Origin of the sequence: Paenibacillus senegalensis JC66 (assembly GCF_000285515.1) — a bacterium.
Taxonomy (GTDB): domain Bacteria; phylum Bacillota; class Bacilli; order Paenibacillales; family NBRC-103111; genus Paenibacillus_L; species Paenibacillus_L senegalensis.
In genome coordinates, this window is sequence record NZ_HE610958.1 from 143,137 (window position 1) to 166,846 (window position 23,710).

Below are 23,710 nucleotides of genomic sequence, written 5' to 3' on the forward strand. Positions count from 1 at the left end.
TTTTTCCGGTTCATTATTTAGCTTATGGCCGAATGACGAGCCTCATGTTATAAACATGGAGAAAAGATGCGCTGGCGGTCAGCATCATCAGCAGGTGAGAGCAGAGGACAGAGCTAGGACAGCGCATAGGACTGTGCTTAGCTGCGGGCAAGGGCTGAGCTGGGGCAGCGCTTAGGACCGTGCTTAGCTGCGGACAAGGGCTGAGCAAATTAGAGGCTCTGGCTCACTCTAATAATTAGCGGTTGACAGTATAAGATAGCAGAAGCGGAGGGGAAGAGGGAGTCAAAGCTTTCCGAAGGAAAGCAGCTTCGGGAGCGTGGAAGCGTTCGCCTTTGCTTCCGGATTTCAACCGCTGAGGCGGCTATGATTAAGAAATCTGGGGTCAACGCTTTCTGGAAGAAAGCGTACTTCGGGAGCATATGCTAACAGCGATCGGAGGTCCCCTCATTCCCCGTAGTGATTTCCTCCTTTGTTGTCAACCACTAGTTTAAGTTTTGAGCCCTCAATCAAGCTGATTAAATTGAAACTAAGAGCACCAGGGACTCTTCTTATCCTGTATACTTTGGATGAAACAAAAAGGTTATTAAAGCTTGAGAAGGATGGGCAGCGATGCGATGGCGGGTGTGACACTGGATTGGGCTGCTCGAGCTCAGGATAGAAGCTTGGATAGAAGCTCCGGAAAGAAGCTCTGGATAGAAGGCTTGGACTACACAAGCCGGGATGGCTGATTCGTCTTGATCCATCTGCGATAATGGCAGCCCTCCAAGGCAGCGGAATCCTTCAATTGGTGAGCAAGCAGATCTCTCAAAAACTCAGGAAGGAAAAACTCCGTCTGGGTTCCCTCGCTTAGAGTAAGATATCCGGAGCCAAAGGTGAACATATCCAGTGTGCCGATCCAATAGTGGCGGTCAAGCTGCAGGGGAGCGCCGTTGACGGTAACTGAGCGAATTTTGTGATGAGGCACGGCGTTCTCATCATACTCCACTTGAATCCCGTCCAGACACAGGGTACCTAATATTTTTCCCCGGAACCCGAAGCCCTTGATCGGCTTGTTAATATAATCGTCCAGCAAAGCCTCTTCCAATGTCACCAACAGCTTGCGGCCAGGCAGCAAAAACTTACAGGGATTAATCGGTGAAGGACATAAGGTTAGCAGCATTTTTCGCGTCACCCTGCCTTCCTCCAGTCCCCCGAGCAGCTGTCCCGCATTAACCAATCCAATCTCCGCGCCAACCCACTCACGAATCCCTGAAGCCAGTAAATTACCAAGCGGCGATTCCTGCTTCCACGAATTCGTCAAAGGCTGCTCGAGAATAGTTACCGTTTCGCTCAGCCGGTCCTCTCCCTGCACTTCATAATTCTCAATCAACCGGGTAATATCAGAAGCCATCTCATAGTCCTCTACAGAATGGCTTCCTCCTTCAATCCGCACCAGCTTCTTGGATGCCCGATCATAGGACAGCTCTACCTCGCCAATGTACCGGCCGAAGCAGCCGGCAGCTGCCATATAGGTATCCTCACACAGCGTTACTTCCTCAAACAGATGATGGGTATGCGCCCCGAGAATAAGATCAATGCCGGGAATGGTCTCCGCAATCTGCCGGTCCTTGGCTATTCCTAGATGAGAAAGCAAGACAATGCTGTCGACCTCCTGCGCCAGGGCTTCCACCTCTTGAGCGATCACGGACAGCGGCTCATGAAGCTGCCAGTTCAGCAGAGCATAAAATTCCGGATAATAGGCGGTGACACCAATGAATCCGAGTTTAATCCCGTTCATCTCCTGAATCCAATGGGAGGAAAGCCAGGAGGGAAGCTCGCCGTCAGGGGCAATACCCATATTGCCGCCGAGCACAATGAAATTAGCCAGCCGGCCATAATTCACCGCCAGCTGCTCTTGGGTGAAGGTCAGCCCTTCATTATTCCCCGGAACGGCCAAGTGATAGCCGGTTGCGTTCATAATGGCGATATTCGCCGCACCATCGGTTCCGTCCGTGGCAATTCGCATCCGGTCCATATGATCGCCCACATCAATTTTAAGAAGAGGGATTCCCGCATGCTTCGCTTCCAGCGTACGAAAAGCAGTAGCTATTTTGGGCATTTGTTCATAATGGCTGTGGATGTCATTAGTATGCAGAATAACGATTTTTTGCAGCTCGCTTGCCATTGCTTATCCCTCCGGTCTTGATCATCCAAGCTGATCACAGGGAAAACGGCAAGCTGGTTACCCAGACCATGCCATTGTCAGAGCCCTTGACAGCTAAGAAACGAGATTGGAAAAGACCGTTATGCTCAAAGCCCGCTACTTTACTTATCGGCTAACGCGGCCTTGATTCAACAGTTCTTTTACATTATCCTCTTTGTGTGAAAAAAAAGATTAATCTCAAGGGTATGGAAGACTCCAATACTCACCTTCGAATTTTAAAATCTCTAACGCTCGTCCTGGACCTTATTTGGCCGAAAAAGCAAGGATTTTATTTCTAACGCTCGCCCTTACTCTTATTTGTGACAAAAAGCCCAGAAACCCGCGATTTGAGCAAAATAGGGACGATGGCGAGCGTTACAATTTTTAACCCCCTGATTTTGCGCAAATAAGGACACTGGCGAGCGTTAAAATCCCGAAACAGGCCGCGAGATGCTGTAAGCACGTGCAGCCTGAGCGAGGTGCTGTAAGCACGTGCAGCCGTATGCAACGAGACTGCAAACCGGCTGCAGACAGGCTGCTCCCGAAGCGGCCAAGAAGTGGTTAAAGAAACGGCCAACGGCCTCAAGCCAGCTGCCCAACCTCTATTCGCGGTGAATCAACCGTACTTGCAGGTAGGTATTTTGATTATTATTTATTATAATGAAATGGCAGAACGAATTACACTTCCTGTTTACAAAAAAATAAGGAAACGTCTCGTTCCCTTTTTACCAGAATTGATAGCGTTGAGGGTTTGCCCCTTTTCAATTTGGACCAAGAGCAGCAAAGGTGCTCGGATTATCAAAACTATACTTCAGGCGGTGATTTCTCCATGAGTCCTTCCGGTTCTACCGGTCAGTCTTCAACTGAAAATGAAAATCAATCAGCTGCAGCTTCATCCCCTAGATCATCATTTGCCTCATCCGGGCAAGGGATGGCCGAGAGGTATTCCCGGCAAATGCTTTTTGCCCCAATAGGTCCGGCAGGCCAGGGCAAGCTGCTGCAAGCCCGCGCCGCCATCGTCGGCATGGGAGCACTGGGCACCGTGCTCGCCTCGCATCTGGTGCGGGCCGGAGTTGGCTTCGTTCGGCTGATTGACCGCGATTTCGTCGAACCCAGCAATTTGCAGAGGCAATTGCTGTACGACGAAATCGATGCGGAGCAATCCGTGCCGAAGGCGATCGCCGCCGCCAAACGCCTCGCCGCCGCCAACTCCGGGGTGGACATCGAGCCGAGAGTGGCCGATGTCCACCCCGGGAATGCCGAAGAACTGCTTGCCGACGTTGATGTCATTTTGGACGGGAGCGACAATTATGCCGTCCGTTATTTGATCAACGATGTTGCAGTGAAGCACGGCATTCCCTGGGTTTATGGCGGCGCGGTGAGCTCACGCGGCACGACGGCCACGATTATCCCCGGTGAAACTCCGTGTCTCGCATGCCTGTTCGGGGCGGCTCCGCCCCGCGGCAGCACAGACACGTGCGATACCATCGGGGTGATCGGGCCCGTCGTCAGCGTTGTCGCCTCGTATCAGGCGACAGAGGCGCTGAAGCTGCTCGTAGGCGATTACGAGCGGATTAGCCGCAGCATCGTGCACCTCGATCTGTGGAATAACCAGCATTCCTCCATTGACAGCCGAGGCATGCGCAAGCCGGATTGTCCTGCATGCGCGCTGAAGCAATTCGATCACTTGCATGCAGAGGACAGCGGGGAGTGGATCGAGTCGCTTTGCGGCCGGGACAGCGTACAGATCGTCCCTAAGCAGTCCGCAAAGCTTGATCTGTCGGCCTGGGCCGAACGCTTTAAACCGCTGGGCCGCGTGGAGCTGAATCCTTTCTTGCTGAAGTTTCATATCGATGAAGACATGCGGCTAGTGCTTTTTGCCGATGGGCGGGTGCTGATTCAAGGCACGGATGATTTGACTACAGCCAAAAGCTTATACAGCCGCTACATTGGGATGTAACCTTAGGATACGCACTTTTTATGCTATAATAGCAAGTTTTATGCGCAGCACTTTTTTATGCGTAGCAGCTCGTTGCGGCTATTTATGCGTACTGGCAATTTGTTAGCCTATACAGTTTTTTTAGGCATTATGCCGTTGTTAGTTGATCTAAATTTTATCCATTATTCCGCTTGTTTGCTGGTTTAGATTTATCCTCTATCCAGTTTGTTGGCATACGCTGCCTTTTATTGTATAGTGACCAATAGATGTCCTGAAAGGCGGCTGCCTTAACCGATTATTTTGGCGACCTGATCTGCGTGATGCCCTGTATAATGCTTTGTATGTGCTTTGTGAGGTAGGTCCGCGAACCGGACTACGCTAACGCTCGCCCTGGCTCATATTCAGCGGAAAAAGCAGGGGTTTGATTTCTAACGCTCACCCTTGCTCTTATTTGACATAAAGCCCAGAAAACCGCGATTTGAGCAAAATAAGGACCATGGCGAGCGTTAGAAGCCGAACAGGGCAACTAGGCGGCCTGTAAAACGCCGCATTTCCCCGCCATCACCGTTATTTCACAGTTAATCATCCGCTAATCACAAGCGTTAGCGCATAACAAATCTAGGGACCGCCGTTATCAAAAGAGTCGTTGTCTTGTGACGGAACTGAAAAACCTTATTTTGTAAGGTTTCGGCCATGTTTGAATTGCAGCGGTACTGAGACAGCGCTGTTGACCACAAATCAAGCAGAATTTCTTCCAAATTGGCCGAATAGCGGCGCTGAGTTCCGCCGTTAGCACTCGGTGGGCTTCTAATCGCAGTCTAAGAGTTCGCCGAGTTCCTTTAGCTATTACTCGTTTCCATCTCATCTTCACTTCATCTTCTTAATACCGCTTTGATAATCACATAGATTAAAAAACAAATAGCCCTAGCATGAGCACAGGCCAAATCATAGCTATAAAATCCGGCATTTCGAAGCCCTCCCCCTAAGGAGCGTTAATAAAGTGTTTCACTAGTTGCCCTAATAAGGTGTGTTAATTTAAGAAGCGTCAATAAAAAATCAGCTATTTCATTAAACGGCTATAGCCTTATTAGCAGCTCATTCAAACCGCTTTAAGAAGCCCAATTACTAAAAAACCCTACTGCGCACCCCATTTCGTCATTTCAAGCTAGAAGCAGCCGGTCCAGCCAATTGTTCACTTTTTCTGTTCTCTCTTCGTAATTCAGTGTGGAGGGAACTCTCAAACAGAGAGAGCTTAACTGTTCCTTAGGCAATTTGCGGGTTCTCTCTGCATACTTTTCATCTGCAATTGGCTCATTATTAAACTCAAGGAAATATAAGTATTCTTCCTCCACTGTTTTGAAAACATTAGTGCTGTACTCTACTCCATCCCGCTCCATCCAATGATGTCCATGGACCTTCGGATCACATAATACGTGTGTGCCTTTCAGTTTCTTTAGAGAATACAGGAAACCGGATAATTGTTTGGAAGTCAGATGGTAATCATTCAAATAGTAGCTGGGTGTCCACTTTTTTATATTCGTATCGTAGACTTGGTAGTTAAGTATGAATTCGGCCCCAAACTGTAGGGAAGGGTGCTCATAATCGATTCCATAGGCAAAATAGGGCGCAAGCCGCTCTCTGACCAAAAAGTCTATATTGCTATGATCGAGATCATGCCCGTAGGTGAGCAGCAATCGTCTTTGGTTCAATTCGCTTCACTCCATTTCAAGCATGCGGATAGAAAGCATAGTGCAGGCATCGAGGTTTGATCTGGGTTTGGTTCTCGGTTTGGTTCTCGGTTTTTCTGGGGTTGATCCGGTGATCTGGGGTTGAACTGGGGTTTGAGCTGATTTGAGCTAAAGCTCATGGAAAACAATCTATTCCCAAGCTCAACAATTTTTAGTGCAATCTATGCCTACTCCGAATTTCGCGCTCTTCCGCAATTGTCAATCCAGAGTAAATTCTTCACCGGGCTGGTTAATTAATTTATAATTATCAAATCTGAGCTTAATCGCCTCCGGCTCAATCCCTTGCATAATCTCCTCTTTATTGGTGTTATAATCTTGTTCGCTCATCACTAACTCCACTTGGTTATCCGCTATCCATGTTATAACAAGCTGTACCCCAAGCTCTGTTCTTTGTTGTAATTTTTCAGCCAAGCCATTTCCTGATAAGGCTGTAATGGATAAAGCCAGGACTCCCACGTATAACAACAGCTTTGTTTTCATAAATTCTTTCCTTTCCGATTTTCACTTCTCCCTAAAAAAGACGCTCTCAGAGCGTAAAAGGTTCCATCTCTATTCATTCGCACCGATTTTTCCGATTTATTCCATTCCAGAAAAAGCTAATGGCAGTCACATTGAGTTACAAATAGTAACATTGGAATACGGCTGCACCCATTAGCAGAAAAAGATAAAATGACACCAACCCTAAGCATAGGAGCGGTGCCAAACTTCGTTTTCTTACAGACTATTTGACTGAGGTACCTCTATTTAACTGGACAAGGGCCAACTTCATCAAGCCATACAGAGTACTGCTGCTTTATTCGAATGGGGTTCTCCTACTTTATTCGAATAATGTAGCAGTCCTGTTTAATAGCTTGTTCGATTTTGCTCACCATTTCATTCACAGCAATGTGGGTCCTATATCTCGTGGCCTCGTAAATGTTGTTGACCCAATATCCTTTACTATCGTCAATTTGCATATAAAACAAACCATCTTTGTTACGGATCACATACCTGTACATAGTTATCCCTCATTTCCTCAAGGACTATTTTACTATATACATCTAAGTGAGACTAGATTATTTTACCTATTACAAGAAGGTATTTCGAATCATTTTTTCTGGTTATTTTGAATCATTTTTTATCATGTAACCTTTCATCGAATTGTACCTTTAATTTTGTATCTTTGTAGACTTGGCCTGACATGATAAGCGTCCACATAGCATTTGTCATGATCAGTGCGGGCATCGACCTGTCTGCCGGCTCAATGATCAATTTAACCGGGGAATTAAAAATAAGAAGTCTATCGATCTGTGAATGTGATAGTATAGAGAAAATACAAACATTTGGAGGAAGGAAATTGCGAAAATTTAGGGATATTTCAATAGGAATTGTAGTAGGGGCAGCACTTGTGGTGGGAACTACATCTGCTTATTCGGCAGTTAAGCAGTATATTCTGTTGGATGCTTCTTATCCGATTTATGTTAACGGTGTAAAATATGAGGATGCTGCAAGCCCCATATTAAATTATGAAGGCAGTACATACATTCCACTGGCTAAGATGGGCGATCTGACTGGAGTTGACTACAAGTGGAATGCAGAAAAGCAACGGGTAGAGATTAATACGGATGGCAATCATTATACGATTGAAGACGACATGGCTTCGCCAATATCTGGACAACAAGAGTTTGTAAGCAGAGAATTAGCAGAAAGGAAAGCAATTGAAGAATTTGCGAAGAATAATAAAATTGAGATTCCCAAGGAGTCCTATTTTTATGAAGCCGATGGAATGCATTTTTATGAAGCTTTTGACGATTACAATGGATCAAGACATACATTTACAGATGAAGACGATCACGTCCTCGTTATCGCTAGAATTACAGGAGAAGAAACACTTCCTCCGAAATTGAGTGAAGGGTGGCTGGCTGGCAGCATCCTTCAAAAAGGGCATAGTATCACTGTTAAAACGGAAGGCTCTGAGCTAGTGTTTTATGGACCCAAACCTACAATTAATCCTGAGGTGGTATTACGCTTACAGCTTCCTGGCGACTGGGAAAAAGGAGAAAAAACAATCGGCGGAATCAAAATCATTAAATATGATGAAGACAGATATTATTTTAACTTTGAGGATTTAAGATCCAAAGGAATCATTAAATAAAGTTTACTTAACTTAAAAGCACCTTTCGGTGCTTTTTTTTATACTTTAAATAAAAGAATCCGCTGAAAAAATCAACGGATTCAATGAGAATCGTATGTGCCTCGTGTGCCTCCTATATATGGAGCGCAAGCACGAAGTTATGAGCGTATTTGACTGAAACGGTATCAAATCGGTATCATTCACTAGCTCGACACCGTTCAGCCCAAGATACGCTTATAAAATCCTTAACCAATCGAGCCTTCCATTTCGAACTTGATCAATCTATTCATCTCAACCGCATATTCCATAGGCAATTCTTTCGTAAATGGCTCAATGAAGCCCATAACGATCATTTGTGTCGCTTCCTCTTCGGATAAGCCGCGGCTCATCAAGTAGAACAGCTGCTCCTCGGAAACCTTGGAAACGGTAGCCTCATGCTGCAGAGTTACGTTATCGTTCATGATTTCATTGTATGGGATGGTGTCTGAAGTGGACTCATTATCCATAATGAGCGTGTCGCATTCGATGTTCGCTTTGGCGCCTTCCGCGTTGCGTCCGAAGGTAGCCAAGCCGCGATAAGTGACTTTACCGCCATGCTTACTGATCGATTTGGACACGATGGTCGAAGTCGTATCAGGAGCAAGGTGGTGCATTTTCGCTCCGGCGTCCTGATGCTGGCCTTTGCCTGCAACGGCAATGGACAAGACGGAACCTTTCGCGCCGCGTCCTTTCAATACAACCGCAGGATATTTCATGGTCAGTTTGGAACCGATGTTGCCATCGACCCATTCCATGTTCGCATTCTCTTCCGCAACTGCACGCTTTGTTACAAGGTTATAAATGTTTGGCGCCCAGTTTTGGATCGTCGTATAACGGACACGGGAGTTTTTCAGACACAGGATCTCAACAACCGCACTGTGAAGTGAATTGGTGCTGTAGATCGGAGCCGTACAGCCCTCAACATAGTGGACGAAGCTGTCTTCGTCAGCAATAATTAACGTGCGTTCAAATTGCCCCATGTTCTCGGAGTTAATCCGGAAGTAAGCCTGCAGAGGGACTTCACATTTTACTCCTTTAGGAACGTAGATGAAGCTGCCGCCTGACCATACTGCGCTGTTCAAGGCAGCGAATTTATTATCAGAAGGAGGAACAACGGTTCCGAAATATTTGCGGAACAGCTCCGGATGCTCTTTCAGAGCCGAGTCGGTATCCATGAAGATAACGCCTTGATCCTCAAGATCCTTTTGCATATTGTGGTAAACAACCTCCGACTCATACTGAGCGGATACTCCAGCAAGGAACTTTTGCTCCGCCTCCGGAATGCCCAGCTTGTCGAACGTTTCTTTAATTTCGGCGGGAACCTCTTCCCACGTTTTTCCTTGCTTCTCAGAAGGCTTGACATAGTATTGAATGTCATTGAAATCCAGGTCATCCAGATTGCCGCCCCAACGCGGAGTCTCCATCTTGAAGAACTGTTCCAGAGATTTCAGGCGGAAATCCAGCATCCACTCAGGCTCACCCTTCATTCGGGAAATTTCCGTCACGATTTCCTTGGTCAACCCTTTACCCGATTGGAAAATCGCTTTATGCTCATCCCGAAAGCCATATTTATACTCTTCCATTTCCGGCATTTTTTTAGCCATGGGTAGTCCCTCCTTTTTAAACTCAATCTTATACAAAAACAATCTTGCCCGTTACGGACGGTTACCGATCGTCACTTAACTGTTTATTCCTTAACCTGCACAATACCTTTACGCATGGCATTCCAGGCAAGTGTAGCACATTTAATGCGAGCAGGGAATTTATTCACTCCAGACAGCGCCTCGATGTCCTCATATTCAAATTCAAGATCCTCGCCCTTCATCAATCTGGAGAATTGATCCGCCATCGTCAGCGCTTCTTCCAATGTCTTCCCTTTTATCGCCTCGGTCATCATAGAAGCAGAAGACATACTGATTGAGCAGCCTTCCCCGACAAACCTTGCATCCTGCACGATGCCATCCTCTACCTTCATCTGCAGAGAGATGCGGTCTCCACAGGTAGGGTTGTTCAAATCGATCGTGATGCCTTCTCCATCGAAGGTTCCCCGGTTGCGCGGATTTTTGTAGTGGTCCATAATTACTCTGCGGTACAAATCATCCAGTTGCATCACCAAAGAACTCCTTTGTTTTTAATAAACCGGATACCAGTCGATCAATATCCTCTTCTGTATTATACAGATAAAAGCTCGCTCTGGCTGTGGCGGATACTTCCAGCCATCTCATCAGCGGCTGGCAGCAATGATGCCCTGCACGAATCGCAATGCCTTCCGTATCCAATACCGTAGCCAGATCATGCGGATGAACATCTTCAAGATTGAAGGTAATTAATCCGGCGCGGTCTTGCTTCGGGCCGTAAATCGTGATCCCGTCGATTTCACTCATCCGTTTGAGCGCGTAAGCGGCTAGACGATGCTCATGCTCCGCGATTTGATCCATGCCAATGCTGTTCAAAAAGTCAATCGCTGCTCCCAAGCCCACCGCTCCGGCAATGATTGGAGTCCCGCCTTCAAATTTCCAGGGAAGCTCCTTCCAGCTGGATTCGTACAGATCGACAAAATCGATCATTTCCCCGCCGAATTCAACGGGCTCCATCTGTTCCAGCAATTCCTTCTTACCATACAATACCCCAATTCCGGTAGGGGCACACATCTTGTGTCCGGATAAACAATAAAAATCGCAGTCAAGCTCCTGCACATTCACAGCCATATGTGGTGTGCTTTGTGCTCCATCCACCAGCATTTTGGCGCCGTGCTTATGAGCAATCCTGGCAATTTCCTTAACCGGATTGATCGTCCCGAGAACGTTGGAAACATAAACGACAGCAACCACTTTCGTTTTGTCGGTAATGGTCTGTTCCACATCAGCCAGCTGGATCGTTCCATCCGGCTGAAGTGGAATATATTTTAATGTGGCTCCAGTTGCTTTAGCGACCTGCTGCCATGGAATCAAATTGCTGTGGTGCTCCATTGGCGTTATTACAATTTCATCTCCAGGTCCGCATACGGAACGGGCGTAGCTGGAGGCCACAAGATTGATCGCCGTAGTGGTTCCTCTGGTGAAAATGATTTCTTCCGTACTGCCGGCGCCGATAAATTCACGCACCTTCTCGCGCGCACCCTCGTAAGCTTCCGTCGCCCGGTTCCCGAGCGTATGGACGCCCCTGTGAACATTGGAATTATCCCACTCATAGTACTTGCGTACCGCTTCGAGTACTTGAGCAGGCTTCTGCGAAGTGGCAGCACTGTCAAGGTACACCAGCGGATGGCCGTTAACCTCTTGGTTCAGGACAGGGAAATGGGTCCGGATTTCGGAGGCGTTCATTGTCCCAGCTTCCTTTCCACCATCCTTTGCAGGCGTTTCTCCAGATTCTCCAATGGAATTTCGGAAACTACAGGAGCCAGGAAACCATATATAATTAGGCGTTCAGCTTGTTCACGGCTAATTCCGCGTGACATCAGATAGTAAACATCCTCAGGATTTACCTGGCCGACGCTGGCTGCGTGGCCTGCAGTTACATCATCTTCGTCAATAAGCAGCATCGGGTTGGCGTCTCCGCGTGCTTTAGGGCTGAGCATCATAACTCTTTCTGTCTGCTCGCCGTGTGCCCCGGTAGCGCCTTTCTCGATCTTCGTAATCCCGTTAATAATCGCTGTAGCGGAATCTCTCATAACAGCGCGGGTAATCATATCACTTCTTGAGCTTCTGCCAAAATGTCTGGCACGGGTAGTCAAGTTCAGCTTCTGATCCGAAGTACCAACACAGATTACTTTAGCATCAGATTCGGAGCCGTCGCCTTTAAGCAAAGAAGTGGTGTCGGAAATGCCGTTTCCATTGTTCATCTCACCAATAATCCAATCGATGGAGCCGTCCTTTTCCACGACAGCACGGCGGTAAGAAATGTCAACCACTTCTTCGCCAAGCTGATGAACGGAAGAGAACTGGACTTTAGCTCCTGGCTTAACAAACACTTCAACAACCGCATTGGACACCAGCGGCCCGTCTCCACCATCGGAAACCATTGTATCCGTATAAATAACCGAGCTGTTGTCTTCCGCTACGATCAGCACATGGGGAACAAAAGCGTTCGTCGAGTTTTCTGTAATAAACAGGGCCTGCAGCGGAATGCTTATTTCTACATTCTTCGGAACGTAGAGGAAAACACCTGCGTTCCAAGCAGCCGTATGAAGAGCAGCCAGACGGTGCTCATCCGGCTTTACCGCCTGAGCAAAATATTTCTGTACGAGGTCACTGTGCTCCTTAACCGCAGTTGCCAAATCCGTGAAAATAACTCCCTGCGCGGAAAGCTCCTCAGAAATCCGGGCGAATACTCCTCCGGAATTGTTCATATAGACAAGGGGGTCAGCCGTTTCTTCCCCAACATAAAGCTTTGTGTTATCAGGAAGCACATCAATAGCCTTAGGATTGCCGGCTGCTTCCAAAGATCCGATGGCGTCAAGCTGCCATCTCTTCAAACTGGTTTTTTCCAATTTAGGCAATTCCAGCTGTCCTGCCAATTCCAGTGCCTGCAAGCGAAGGTTGGTCATCCACTCCGGTTCGTTCTTGCTTGTGGAAAGCTCAAAGACAGAATTGCGGTCGATTGGAAGAATGGTCTGCGTGCTCATCTATATTCCTCCTACCAGCGTGGCTCACGGCCAAGCTTTATTCGCTTTTATTATAGTTTGCATCCGGTCATCTTTCGCCCGTCCGGATCGGTCTGTTATTTCGAAGACCCGATCAGCCAAGCGAATGAATTAACAAGCCTTAAGGTCAAAGAAAGAGTTACGCTTCTTGTCCGACCGTCTCGTCCACAATGCCGAGTTCTTCTTTGATCCAATCGTAACCATCGCTTTCCAGGCGCTCAGCGAGCTCCGGACCGCCGGACTTGACGATCCGTCCCTGCATCATAACATGAACAAAGTCCGGTTTGATGTAATCAAGCAGACGCTGATAGTGAGTGATGATCAGGAATCCTCTGTCTTCACTGCGCGAAGCATTAATGCCTTGGGCTACAATGCGCAGCGCATCGATATCAAGACCGGAGTCTACCTCATCCAGAATAACCAGACGAGGATCAAGAAGCATCATTTGCAAAATTTCGTTGCGCTTCTTCTCCCCGCCGGAGAAGCCTTCGTTCAAATAACGATGGGCAAACTCGGGATTCATCTCGAGCTCCTTCATCTTGCTTTCCATCTGACGGATAAACTTGATCAGGGAGATTTCATTGCCTTCTCCACGGCGGGCATTAATCGCACTTCTCAAGAAGTCGGAGTTGGTCACCCCGCTGATTTCACTTGGATACTGCATAGCCAAAAACAAACCTGCCCGCGCTCTTTCGTCTACTTCCATCTCGAGCACATCTTCACCGTTCAAAGTGACGGATCCGGCAGTAACTTCGTACTTGGGATGTCCCATCAGAGCGGAAGCCAATGTACTTTTACCCGTACCGTTAGGTCCCATGACAGCATGGACTTCGCCGCCTTTAATATTGAGGGTCACGCCTTTTAAAATCTCTTTGCCTTCAACGGTTGCCTTCAAACCGTCTATATTAAAATTAACTGCGTTTGACATACTGTTTATTCCCTCCACATTTATATTGATTTTTAGTTGATAATTATTCTAAATGATTATCAGTGATTCTCAATCATAACTCCATTATACCTTACTTGTCATCATCATTAAAGTGGTCGGCCTACTTTTTTTACTAAAACCTATAGAAAGTACCGGACGGCTTTGTTAAGCTCTCTCCAAAGCGCTTAGCACCGCTGCTTTTTGCACGGCAAAGGCTTCATCCGAAAGAACAGGAATCAAGCCTGGCTTGTTAACCTCTTCCTCCAGTCTAATCCATGAGCGGCATCCGTTGTACGACTCTTTCATAGAGACATCCAGAGGCTCAGCCAATCTGTATACCCTCAAGAGAAGAACGTGCAGAGGCTTTTTGGGCTTCCACCTGAATCTTGTTTCGGCAAAAGCATCCGTGAAAATATGAAAGGGCCGCAGCTTGTCCAGCTCCTCCCTCTCATGGATCAACAGCTCCTCACTTACCTTCGCATAGGCGGTCAAGCGGACCGAAGAAGAAGGTACAGCTTCCCATTCTACTATCGTTTCTTGCAGTCCCGCGCGGTATACGTCCTGGATGCATTCTTTTTTCTGGTGCTCATAGGTAGGAAATAAATAAAACTCATCGCTTTGCAGCCGGAAATCCCGGGTCTCCTCTCGGATCCCTCCTTTGCGCAGCAAAAGATGCTGGTTCCCCTGCAGCAGCGCCTGGATGATGACCGCCCATTCCTTCAAAGCCACATGTTGTCCCATTCAATCGGAGACCTCCTGTCTGCTTGACGATTCGCAAGTCGGCTGGCAGTTTTTCCAACACTTGCTGATATAGCGGGGCATAATGCTTTCGACCGTCCCAGGGTTGAGACGGCCGTACAGCTTTCTGTATATCATGGCTGTTTCCAAATTAACATAGAAGATAGTGGACTTCAACCATATTCCCTTTCATTCCTTGAGCCTCATTCACTAATGAACTTTTCTCCAGCTGCTTAATCTCCTTTTCTCCAGTTCTAAGGGGGCTTGCCGGGTCCCAATGAAATCCTTATATTCCTTGCCAGCTGAAAACTGTTATAATAGTAACCACTTAGGATTAAACCATTCTACTCCGAATCGGAGCGTATTTATATTGATTGAAGGAGGCACTTTTGTCCAATGAGCTATCATGCCCTTACACTTGAAGAAGCTGTAGATTATGCTAAGAAACTTCCTAGCCTTTTTCCTGAAGATGCGGAACTGGATGTTCGTGAAATCGGAGATGGCAATTTAAATCTGGTGTTCCATATAACCGATAGGACGAGCCATAAGAGCATTATTATGAAGCAGGCTTTGCCCTATGCTAAGGTTGTAGGCGAATCCTGGCCTTTGACACTGGACCGCGCCCGCATTGAAAGCGAAGCATTAAAGCTTGAGCATGACTTGTGCCCCAGTCTGGTACCCTATGTGTATGCGTATGATGAAGAGCTTGCTCTTACGGTGATGGAAGATTTAAGCGACCACGTAATTATGCGCAAAGGGCTGATAGAAGGCAATCGCTACCCGCTGTTTGCCCGGCATATCGGAGAATTTATGGCCCGCACGCTGTTCTATACTTCCGATCTTGGCATGAACCAGCAGGAGAAAAAACTGCAGCAAAAGCGGTTTATCAATCCGGAGCTCTGTAAAATTACCGAGGACTTGATTTTTGATGATCCTTATACGGATTCTCCTAATAACAGCTTCAACCCGCTGATCAAAAATGAAGTAGAGCAAATTTGGAACGATCAGGAGCTGCATCTGCAGGTAGCTGATTTAAGAAAAGCGTTTCTGACCCGCGGTGAAGCTCTGCTGCACGGCGACCTTCACACCGGAAGCATATTTGTAACAGAGCAATCCACCAAGGTGATTGACCCTGAGTTTGCCTATTACGGTCCGATGGGCTTCGATATCGGCGCCATTATTGCCAACCTGCTGCTTAACGCCGCCGGCCAGGAGGGCTGGAAAGCAGACGCAGCGGATAAAGAGGCATACCGCAGCTATCTGACCGGTACAGTGAAGGACATTTGGGATGAGTTCCACAACCGTTTTACAGAGCTGTGGAACCGGGATGTCGTGGATCGGATGGCCCAAACGCCGGGTTACCAGGAGCGTTATATGAGCCAGCTGCTCAAGGATACGGCCGGATTTGCCGGATGTAAAATGGTGCGCCGCATTATCGGCCTCGCACATGTAGCCGATATCGATACGATTCCCGACGACGAGGTACGCGCCAAGGCAGAACGGCTTGCCCTGCAAATTGGCACCTCTTTGATCAAACAGCACCAAGAGATCGAATCGATAGAGGATCTGCTCGCCATCGCCGAGCACGCTTGGAAATGACAGGCAGCGCCCCCCAATCAACTAGACGACTTATAGAACTAAACTACGGAATGAGGGATTGAATTGACGAAAACCAACACGGCTTCCTCTTCGATCAGCTCGGCACTGGTTTCTCTTTCCTGGAAGGAAAATGTGCTGCAGCTGCTGGATCAGACTTTGCTGCCGGAAACGGTTCTTTACCTGGATCTGAGCCGGATTAATGAAGTATGGGAAGCTATTTCGCAAATGAAGGTGAGGGGAGCCCCTGCCATCGGAATTGCCGCAGCATTCGGTGTGTACTTAGGCGTACGCGATCATGAGGCGGTCAAGGAGGACGATTCGGAGAACAAGCGGGAGCTCGACAAGCAGGTGAATGAAGCCGCCGATTATTTGGCTACGTCCCGCCCTACGGCGGTAAATCTGTTTTGGGCTCTCGACCGTATCCGCGCAAGAGCTGCCAAGGATGCAGACGACCCGCAGACGACCTACGAGGCCATGAAAGCAAATATTTTGCAGGAGGCTAAACTGATCCAGCAGGAAGACGAAGAGACCTGCAGGCTTATCGGCGAGCATGCCCTGACTTTAATGCAGGATGGCATGGGCGTGCTGACGCATTGTAATGCCGGCGGACTGGCAACGGCTCGTTACGGCACCGCCCTGGCTCCTTTTTATCTTGCCAAAGACCAAGGCATGAACATCAAAGTATTCGCCGACGAGACGCGCCCGGTTCTGCAAGGCGCCAGACTGACAGCCTTTGAGCTGCAGCAGGCCGGGATCGATGTTACCTTGATCTGTGATAACATGGCAGGCTATGTCATGTCCAAAGGCATGGTCCAGGCGGTCATTGTCGGAACCGACCGGGTCGCGGCCAACGGCGATGTGGCTAATAAGATCGGGACTTACAGCGTAGCAGTCCTGGCCAAGGCCCATGGCATCCCCTTTTATGTAGCCTGTCCGCTGTCTACGATTGACTTGAACACACCGACGGGCGAGCAGATCCCGATCGAGGAAAGAGACGAGCAGGAAATTACGGCAGCCTTCGGCAAGCGGACAGCTCCGGAAGGAATTCAGGTCTTCAATCCGGCTTTCGATGTAACGTCGCATGAGTATGTGACAGCCATCATTACGGAAAAAGGAATTGTTCGTCCCTCCTATCTCGAGAACTTGCCGAAGCTGTTTGACTAATTCATATCAGGTCAGGGCATGCCTGGCCTGGCCGGCTAAGCTAGTTTAAGAATCGAAAAGCCTGGCCTAAGCCGCATACAACAACAACGGGGCTGTCCAGCAGTCAGTTTTCACCGGCTTCTGGACAGCCCCTATTATCGTCCAAACAGACAAAAGCTATTTTAATTCAATGCCGACTGCATTCAACCAAGCCCTCGCAATTAACGCATGGCCTGCCGGAGAAGGGTGGACACCATCATCAGCCCAATAGCTGCTTTCTCTCCGTGTTGACGCTTGGGCGAACAATCCGTCCAAAGGCACCAGCAGCGCGTTAAACTCCCGGGCCAGCTCCCGTACGACGTTTATTTTCGGATCCAAGTCCTCCCGCCACTGCTTGCGGTCCTCCGGCACGGGAAGCACGAACGGTTCCATCATAACCAGCTTGGCATTGAGCTTTTCCTTCGTTTGCGTCAACAAGTCGCGATAGCCGGCTTCAAATTGCTCCACCGTGACCACTTCATTCTGGGAATAGCGTCTCCAGCAGTCGTTAATCCCTATGTAAATGGAAACCAGTGTCGGATTCAGGTCCAGACAATCCTGCTGCCAGCGATTTTGCAGATCGGAAACCCGATTCCCGCCAATTCCGCGATTGTAAAAGGTAATATCAAGTTCCGGGTAATAAGCTCCAATCAATCCGGCAGCCATCATCGCGTAGCCTTTGCCCAAATCGTTAGTTTCCCTGTCGCGCTTCACATCGGTAATGCTATCTCCAATAAATAAAACGACTTCACCCTTGGACAGCAGCATCCTCAAACTTCCTCCCCATAGTCAAATATTTCCTATCACACAAACATCATCATTGTAACATATTGTGGATGACTATCGAAGACTAAGCTTTATAATTGATCTGTAATGCATCTGCTGCAGCTTTGGCCCGTTTTCTCGCCTCGTCCACATTGTCTGCAGACGATAAAGCTACCGCCAGGCGCCGGCCAGCAAAAGCCTCCGGCTTGCCAAATACCCTTACTTGCGTATTAGGCTGCTCCAACGCCCGCTCCAATCCGCTAATCTGATAGCTCTTCTCCGCCCTGTCCGCCTTCAGCGTATGTGTAGCTGCAGGTGTCAGCAGGCGGACTCCTGGAATCGGCAGGCCTAGAATGGCACGCACATGAAGGGCGAACTCGGAGAGATCCTGACTGGCCATCGTCACCATGCCCGTATCATGCGGGCGGGGAGAAACCTCGCTAAAATACACCCCATTTGCCGTCAGAAACAGTTCAACCCCATATAAGCCATAGCCACCGAGCTCGTCCGTCACGGTCTTGGCGATCTGCTGGGCTTCCTGAAGCTGCTCCTCGCTTATCGGATGGGGCTGCCACGATTCGATATAATCCCCATCCTTCTGAACGTGGCCGATCGGCGGGCAGAATACCGTCCCGGAAACAGAGCGCACTGTCAGCAAAGTTATCTCCGAATCAAAGTGAATGAATTCTTCCACGATCACTCGCGCCTTCTGCGCCCGGCCTCCCTCCATCGCATAGTTCCAGCACGCTTCAGCTTCCTTAGGATCCCGGCAAATGCTCTGCCCTTTACCGGATGAGCTCATAATCGGCTTGATCACACAAGGATAGCCGATCGCCTCGCAAGCCTCCACAAGCTCTTCTAGGCTGTTGGCAAAGCGGTATGCAGCAGTGGGAACTCCGAGCGTTTCACTGGCCAGGCGGCGGATACCCTCGCGGTCCATCGTTAAACGGGAGGCACGCGCCGTTGGAATGACGTTAAAGCCCTCTTCCTCCAATCTAAGCAGTTCGTCTGTAGCAATAGCCTCTATCTCCGGCACAATATAATCGGGCTTCTCCTTAAGGACGATCTCCCTCAGCTTCCCGGCATCCAGCATCGGAATCACATAGGAACGATGAGCCACCTGCATTGCCGGGGCATGCTCATACCGATCGACAGCAATCGTTTCTATTCCCAGCCGTTGGGCTTCTATAATTACTTCCTTGCCGAGCTCTCCCGAACCTAGGAGCATCATTTTTTTAGCGTGTTCTTTCCCTGGGGCTCCGTACACTTTCTCTCAACTCCTACTATACAATAATGTTATCTCGCATTTACCCACTCGTCCTTAGATATTCCAACATCGACTTCCTAGAGGCGCGATGAAAAAGTGCTGCGCACTTTCATGTATACGAAATATCATACAACCGCTCTTCGAAAATACGCCAGATACGGGATTTTATACGAAACGTCATACAAAATTCCGGCCGTACTAGAACAAATCCTCCGGTATTCCCCGGTATTGCAATGGAAGTCCGCTTTTGTACAAATGAGGAGTCTCCCCTAAGCCAATACAGCGGGGCACAGCCCACTGCTCCGAACGCTGATCCATGACCACCGTCGTCACTGAGCTTGGGGCTAGCCAAAATCCTGACCAAGCAATAGAAATCGGAATCTGCAGCAAATGAGCCAGCCAGGTGACGCCCAAGCCGCCGTGACAGAACACCGCAACCCGTTCTTTATTCGGTCTCAGCACTTCGTAGCGCCCGCCAACACGCCTATATCCATGCTTCTCCAGAAGTTCATCCGATCCTCGGCGGATTTCGTCTATACGGGCTGGCAATTGGTCTTGATGCACCGTAAAATAAGGATTCTCACCCCAGTTGTCATGAGCGGGAAAGGGCTCCTTGTCTAAAATGTACTCCCCTGGAACATTAAAGGGAGTGACTTTGCCCACGCCTTCAATTTCCTGATACATGCCGGTAATCTCGGCAGACCATTCTAGCTGCTCGCCATTCAGGCCGCATCTTTTCGCCGTATATTCCATCGTATGTACGGCACGGCCTAACGGAGAGCTGTAAAGTTTGTCCGGCTTTTGCAGAACCATCCATTCCCCCAACGCCTCTGCTTCGCGGTGACCTTGTTGGGTAATCGTACCGTTGTCGTAATCCGGGTCTGCATGTCTAACAATGTAAAGAATCATTTCCTCTGCCTCCATCCGAGTTGTAGCGGGCTGATTAAGAGCACACCTTGCAGCCGCTCGCCATTATATCAAGCAGCAGGTTAGAGAAGAACTGCCAGCCAGCAATTGCAGCGCACAAAAACAGTAAAGCGGTGCCCAAAGCCTGCACTACCGTTCCTTGAGGATTCAAGCATATCAGGAGTCGTTCCCATGATCAAGCCCTCTGGAACGCCCGGTTATTGCCCGTGACTTGGATCCGGCGTCCATCAGCTATGAACGTAATCTGAGGCAGGTCGGGACCTTCTAACACTCACCAATTATTAGCTGATTTCATTTCAACAAAAGCGAGCCGGGTAGCCGGCGGCTCCAAACATTATACTCCTTATGTTTCTTTCACCTTGATTCGCATCCTGTACTCGCTCGGTCCAACCCCCGTATGTTTCTTGAATATTCTAGCTATTGCTGTCGGGCGAACAGGCGGCACTATTTTTAAATCGCTTAACCAAAAACTATTATCGACAGTGCACTCCCGGCCAACAAAAAAGGAGTCTTCCGGTGGCGCTGGAAGATTCCCTTAATTGCGCTGCTGTATAGAAGAAACGTGAAGTTCGTCGCCGGCTTTTAACAACCAGCTTAACTGTTCATTCATATATTCCGGACTGCGGGCAAAACCTTCCTCATACCATTGGATGAGCAGCCCCATGATTGCATTGGCCTGGTATGCCACCGTCAGGGCAAAGTCTTTATCCCGCTTGCTGTCATTTGCATGAACGAATCGTTCATCTCCCGGACCCGGATGCTCAACGGAATGAACGGCGGAGTGATCGCCCGCAGCTTCCTCTGTCCGGTAAAACGAAGCACTTTGCCGCATCAAACTTTTAATTTTCTCAAACAACGAATAATAATAGGAAAGTGTCGATTTTTTATCAAACACGATTTCGTAAAATGGCTGGTACTTCTTTACATGGTGAAAAATGCGAATCGTCGAAGGATCGAGGTTGCCTGGAACCAGGCACGGCACATGGCGATAAGGCTCAAGATACGATTGCTCGAGATCTTGAAGCAATGATTTCAAATGCTCGTCGAACAACGTCCCCACATCCGGGTAATGCAAATAGAAGGTGCCCCTATTCACTTTCGCCTCGCGGCAGAGGGCCGACACGGAAATCGACTCCAGCGCTTTCGTCCTGAGCAGCGTCAGGAGAGCCTTATGAAGCGCTTTTTTCGTCTTGATGACCCTTAAATCATTTTCATTCATCGGTCTAACTCCCTAAATCAATCTTGGTAGTGCGTGTGAAGTTATCAGCTGTGAAGTTAATCAACAATATAGCTTTAACCTGTTCAATAAATTTGATGTATGAACGTATTATAAATCGATATTTCGCTGCCGTCAAAAAGACGCCTCCATCGCCCGCCCGCTCCATCGCAAAAAAGAAAAAGGCTGCAAGCATCTATCCGCCCGCAAACCTTATATAGATGAAATTAGGTTCTTTTTTTCCAGAGTCTGCCCAGCGTCAAAAGCCTGCTGTCCAGCCTGCATCCGCGGCAACGACTGCACCGTTGACAAAGCTCGATTCATCAGAAGCCAGGAACAGCGCAACTTGCGCAATTTCCTCAGGCTGTCCTACTCGCGGAATAACGCCTTGCGTCACTTTCGTCCGCGATGCCCCGAATTCATTCCAATCCGTCGTCCCTGCAGTAATGTTCGTCATCGTAGCGCCGGGAGCGATCGCATTGCAGCGGATGCCTTTTTGCGCGTACATGAAGCCGGTGTTTTTCGTAATCCCGATAACGGCATGCTTCGACGCCGTATAGGCTGCGCCTGCATGTGCGCCGCTAAACCCGCCCGTTGAGGCTGTATTGACAATAACACCTTTTCCTTTATCGAGGAAGATCGGGATCGCTTTGCGAATCGCGCGCATAACGCCTTTCGTGTTCACATCGAAAATCAGATCCCATTTCTCGTCGCTGACATCGCCAACCGGCGCCATATTGTCCATCATACCGGCATTGTTCACGAGAATGTCGAGTGTTCCGAATTCGCTAACAGCTTTATCGATCATAGCGTGAATATCTTCCAGCTTCGCAATGTTCGTTTGTACCGCTACCGCTTCGCCGCCACTCGCCTTGATTCCCCCGGCAACCGCTTCCGCGCCCTCGATGTTCAAATCGGCAACGACGACTTTGGCTCCCTCTTTCGCGTACAGCTCAGCAATCGCCTTGCCCATGCCCGATGCCGCGCCTGTAACGACCGCTACTTTTCCATCCAAACGCATAACGATCCCTCCTCGGATTTACATCATTTTATTAGACAGTTGTTCAATTAAATTATAAAAGTCTGACTATGCCTTGTCAAATGACAATCCGGTGAAGGGAAATTCGAGAACCGCCATTTGCTTCGCTATTCATTTGACAGCCGGAGAGCAAGGCGCCTTGATTCAATATAAGGAAGCGATCTCCTCGTGGCGAAAGCAGCTGACGAGATGATCCTGCACCATCCCGGTTGCCTGCATATGGGCATAACAGATCGTCGGGCCCACGAATGCAAATCCCCTCTTCTTCAAATCTTTGCTCAGCTTATCGGATATCGGGGTTGAGGCGGGCACGTCCTTCAATTCCTGCCACCGGTTCCGGACCGGCCTGCCGTCCACAAACCTCCAAATATAAGCGTCAAAGCTGCCGAACTCCTCCTGTATTTTCAAAAACGCAGCGGCGTTCTGGACAGCGGCCTCCAGCTTTCGCCTGTTGCGCACTATGCCTTCGTTGGCCATCAGTTCCTGGAGCTTCCGGTCATCGAAACGGGCTACTTTTTCCGGGTCGAACCCCTCGAAGGCTTCGCGGTAATGATCGCGTTTTCGCAAAATAGTATACCAACTCAAGCCAGCCTGGGCGCTTTCCAACGTCAAAAATTCAAACAGCTTCCGGTCGTCATGCACCGGCACTCCCCACTCTTCATCATGATAACGGATATACAGCGGACTGTCGGTTACCCACCCGCAACGCGGTAGATGATCTGTCATTCATCCGCCTCCTTTTCTGTTTACTCATTTCACCAGATCGAGGTGCTTTGCACACTCCCCCGACTCATACCGGCTTTTGACCTCTAGTCCGTTATCATAATACACTATTGTGCCCAGGGTGATCAGCTTAAAAAGCTACATCTTTCGAAAAATGAGAAGTCCGCCGTAATCACCGCGTTCTTACCGGCAGGTAAACGAGGGATTGCCCCAAGGCGGAGGTTGCGAGATTGCTCTCCAGGTCAAAGCCTTCAACGGGCTCTATAGCCGAGAATCTTTGTACGAATGCCTTCAAGGTTAACTCCAGCATGAAAATAGCCAAGGTTCGCGGGGTTCGCGGGCTGCGCGAGCTTATGGCCTGCGTTTTGTACGAAATGTCGTACAAATTCATGGGGTTGAAGTGCGATTACCGGAGATTTATATGAAACATCGTACAATGACAGGGGATTGGAGGGCGATTACCCAAGATTTGTATGACAAATCGTACAAATGCAGGAGATTGAGGTGCGATTGCCCGAGATTTGTATGACAAATCGTACAAATGCAGGGCTTTATTAAGGAGCTGCAGCCAGTGTTTCAGACGAAATGTCGTACAAATCATGTGATTGAGATGCGATTACACGAAATTGCTTATCATGCGGGGTATTTTATTTTCACAGAAAA

19 protein-coding genes are annotated in these 23,710 nt (G+C 48.6%); 4 read left to right on the top strand and 15 right to left on the bottom strand.

The window, feature by feature from the left end; genetic code table 11:
* Positions 1-706: 706 nt before the first annotated feature.
* The gene (locus PSHG_RS09175; RefSeq protein ID WP_010272121.1) at positions 707-2,164 is read right to left on the bottom strand and encodes a bifunctional metallophosphatase/5'-nucleotidase; all 1,458 of its coding nucleotides are present in this window, start codon (positions 2,162-2,164) and stop codon (positions 707-709) included.
* A 949-nt stretch (positions 2,165-3,113) separates the two neighbouring features.
* Between PSHG_RS09175 and PSHG_RS09185 the strand changes: the two genes are divergently transcribed.
* Positions 3,114-4,142 carry a ThiF family adenylyltransferase gene (locus PSHG_RS09185; protein WP_026021271.1) on the top strand — a complete coding sequence of 343 codons (1,029 nt, stop codon included), beginning with the start codon at positions 3,114-3,116 and terminating at the stop codon, positions 4,140-4,142.
* Positions 4,143-5,281: 1,139 nt separating this feature from the next.
* Here the strand turns inward: PSHG_RS09185 and PSHG_RS09190 are convergent.
* Positions 5,282-5,830, bottom strand: a complete 549-nt coding sequence (locus PSHG_RS09190) for a hypothetical protein (protein WP_010272128.1) — start codon at positions 5,828-5,830, stop codon at positions 5,282-5,284.
* 237 nt (positions 5,831-6,067) lie between these two features.
* Entirely contained in the window at positions 6,068-6,349 is a 282-nt protein-coding gene (locus PSHG_RS09195) for a hypothetical protein (protein ID WP_010272130.1), read from the bottom strand.
* Positions 6,350-7,205: 856 nt separating this feature from the next.
* Between PSHG_RS09195 and PSHG_RS09205 the strand changes: the two genes are divergently transcribed.
* Positions 7,206-8,003, top strand: coding sequence for a stalk domain-containing protein (locus PSHG_RS09205; RefSeq protein WP_010272135.1), 798 nt, complete (start codon positions 7,206-7,208; stop codon positions 8,001-8,003).
* Positions 8,004-8,227: 224 nt separating this feature from the next.
* Here the strand turns inward: PSHG_RS09205 and sufB are convergent, their stop codons facing one another.
* From sufB to PSHG_RS09235, 6 genes are all read right to left on the bottom strand, one after another.
* Positions 8,228-9,625, bottom strand: coding sequence for a Fe-S cluster assembly protein SufB (sufB, locus tag PSHG_RS09210; RefSeq protein ID WP_010272137.1), 1,398 nt, complete (start codon positions 9,623-9,625; stop codon positions 8,228-8,230).
* A gap of 83 nt (positions 9,626-9,708) precedes the next feature.
* On the bottom strand, positions 9,709-10,131 hold the full coding sequence (gene sufU / locus PSHG_RS09215) for a Fe-S cluster assembly sulfur transfer protein SufU (protein WP_010272140.1): 423 nt from the start codon (positions 10,129-10,131) through the stop codon (positions 9,709-9,711).
* Complete coding sequence (locus tag PSHG_RS09220; protein WP_010272143.1) at positions 10,118-11,344, bottom strand: cysteine desulfurase; 1,227 nt, start codon at positions 11,342-11,344, stop codon at positions 10,118-10,120. Before PSHG_RS09220 ends, sufU begins: the two co-directional genes overlap by 14 nt.
* Positions 11,341-12,645: a Fe-S cluster assembly protein SufD gene (gene sufD, locus PSHG_RS09225; protein ID WP_010272145.1), complete on the bottom strand. Its 1,305-nt coding sequence runs from the start codon at positions 12,643-12,645 to the stop codon at positions 11,341-11,343. The genes PSHG_RS09220 and sufD overlap by 4 nt, the downstream gene beginning before the upstream one ends.
* Positions 12,646-12,802: 157 nt before the next feature.
* The gene (gene sufC, locus PSHG_RS09230) at positions 12,803-13,591 is read right to left on the bottom strand and encodes a Fe-S cluster assembly ATPase SufC (protein WP_010272148.1); all 789 of its coding nucleotides are present in this window, start codon (positions 13,589-13,591) and stop codon (positions 12,803-12,805) included.
* Positions 13,592-13,756: 165 nt separating this feature from the next.
* On the bottom strand, positions 13,757-14,332 hold the full coding sequence (locus PSHG_RS09235; RefSeq protein ID WP_010272151.1) for a DUF1802 family protein: 576 nt from the start codon (positions 14,330-14,332) through the stop codon (positions 13,757-13,759).
* A 393-nt stretch (positions 14,333-14,725) separates the two neighbouring features.
* Between PSHG_RS09235 and mtnK the strand changes: the two genes are divergently transcribed.
* Positions 14,726-15,928: an S-methyl-5-thioribose kinase gene (gene mtnK / locus PSHG_RS09240; RefSeq protein ID WP_010272155.1), complete on the top strand. Its 1,203-nt coding sequence runs from the start codon at positions 14,726-14,728 to the stop codon at positions 15,926-15,928.
* Positions 15,929-15,991: 63 nt separating this feature from the next.
* On the top strand, positions 15,992-17,092 hold the full coding sequence (gene mtnA / locus PSHG_RS09245) for an S-methyl-5-thioribose-1-phosphate isomerase (RefSeq protein ID WP_010272158.1): 1,101 nt from the start codon (positions 15,992-15,994) through the stop codon (positions 17,090-17,092).
* Between the two features lie 156 nt (positions 17,093-17,248).
* On the opposite strand, the gene PSHG_RS09250 is transcribed toward mtnA, so the two are convergent.
* The 6 genes from PSHG_RS09250 to PSHG_RS09280 all read right to left on the bottom strand — a co-directional run bounded on the left by PSHG_RS09250 (position 17,249) and on the right by PSHG_RS09280 (position 23,050).
* Positions 17,249-17,878: an SGNH/GDSL hydrolase family protein gene (locus tag PSHG_RS09250; RefSeq protein WP_010272160.1), complete on the bottom strand. Its 630-nt coding sequence runs from the start codon at positions 17,876-17,878 to the stop codon at positions 17,249-17,251.
* Positions 17,879-17,960: 82 nt separating this feature from the next.
* The gene (gene purT / locus PSHG_RS09255) at positions 17,961-19,142 is read right to left on the bottom strand and encodes a formate-dependent phosphoribosylglycinamide formyltransferase (RefSeq protein WP_010272162.1); all 1,182 of its coding nucleotides are present in this window, start codon (positions 19,140-19,142) and stop codon (positions 17,961-17,963) included.
* Positions 19,143-19,340: 198 nt separating this feature from the next.
* Positions 19,341-20,051, bottom strand: coding sequence for a histidine phosphatase family protein (locus PSHG_RS09260; RefSeq protein WP_010272165.1), 711 nt, complete (start codon positions 20,049-20,051; stop codon positions 19,341-19,343).
* Positions 20,052-20,604: 553 nt separating this feature from the next.
* Complete coding sequence (locus PSHG_RS09265; protein ID WP_010272168.1) at positions 20,605-21,288, bottom strand: TetR/AcrR family transcriptional regulator; 684 nt, start codon at positions 21,286-21,288, stop codon at positions 20,605-20,607.
* 256 nt (positions 21,289-21,544) lie between these two features.
* A complete protein-coding gene (locus tag PSHG_RS09275) occupies positions 21,545-22,306 on the bottom strand; it encodes an SDR family oxidoreductase (RefSeq protein ID WP_010272172.1) in 762 nt (253 codons plus the stop codon).
* Between the two features lie 162 nt (positions 22,307-22,468).
* The gene (locus PSHG_RS09280) at positions 22,469-23,050 is read right to left on the bottom strand and encodes a DNA-3-methyladenine glycosylase I (protein ID WP_010272174.1); all 582 of its coding nucleotides are present in this window, start codon (positions 23,048-23,050) and stop codon (positions 22,469-22,471) included.
* Positions 23,051-23,710 lie beyond the last annotated feature (660 nt).

Excerpts from the sequence above, each read along its gene's own strand:
- PSHG_RS09175 (WP_010272121.1), bottom strand. The coding sequence starts at position 2,164 with ATGGCAAGCGAGCTGCAAAAAATCGTTATTCTGCATACTAATGACATC.
- PSHG_RS09185 (WP_026021271.1), top strand. The coding sequence starts at position 3,114 with ATGGCCGAGAGGTATTCCCGGCAAATGCTTTTTGCCCCAATAGGTCCG.
- PSHG_RS09195 (WP_010272130.1), bottom strand. The coding sequence starts at position 6,349 with ATGAAAACAAAGCTGTTGTTATACGTGGGAGTCCTGGCTTTATCCATT.
- sufB (WP_010272137.1), bottom strand. The coding sequence starts at position 9,625 with ATGGCTAAAAAAATGCCGGAAATGGAAGAGTATAAATATGGCTTTCGG.
- sufU (WP_010272140.1), bottom strand. The coding sequence starts at position 10,131 with ATGCAACTGGATGATTTGTACCGCAGAGTAATTATGGACCACTACAAA.
- PSHG_RS09220 (WP_010272143.1), bottom strand. The coding sequence starts at position 11,344 with ATGAACGCCTCCGAAATCCGGACCCATTTCCCTGTCCTGAACCAAGAG.
- sufD (WP_010272145.1), bottom strand. The coding sequence starts at position 12,645 with ATGAGCACGCAGACCATTCTTCCAATCGACCGCAATTCTGTCTTTGAG.
- sufC (WP_010272148.1), bottom strand. The coding sequence starts at position 13,591 with ATGTCAAACGCAGTTAATTTTAATATAGACGGTTTGAAGGCAACCGTT.
- PSHG_RS09235 (WP_010272151.1), bottom strand. The coding sequence starts at position 14,332 with ATGGGACAACATGTGGCTTTGAAGGAATGGGCGGTCATCATCCAGGCG.
- mtnK (WP_010272155.1), top strand. The coding sequence starts at position 14,726 with ATGAGCTATCATGCCCTTACACTTGAAGAAGCTGTAGATTATGCTAAG.
- PSHG_RS09250 (WP_010272160.1), bottom strand. The coding sequence starts at position 17,878 with ATGCTGCTGTCCAAGGGTGAAGTCGTTTTATTTATTGGAGATAGCATT.
- PSHG_RS09260 (WP_010272165.1), bottom strand. The coding sequence starts at position 20,051 with ATGATTCTTTACATTGTTAGACATGCAGACCCGGATTACGACAACGGT.
- PSHG_RS09265 (WP_010272168.1), bottom strand. The coding sequence starts at position 21,288 with ATGAATGAAAATGATTTAAGGGTCATCAAGACGAAAAAAGCGCTTCAT.
- PSHG_RS09275 (WP_010272172.1), bottom strand. The coding sequence starts at position 22,306 with ATGCGTTTGGATGGAAAAGTAGCGGTCGTTACAGGCGCGGCATCGGGC.
- PSHG_RS09280 (WP_010272174.1), bottom strand. The coding sequence starts at position 23,050 with ATGACAGATCATCTACCGCGTTGCGGGTGGGTAACCGACAGTCCGCTG.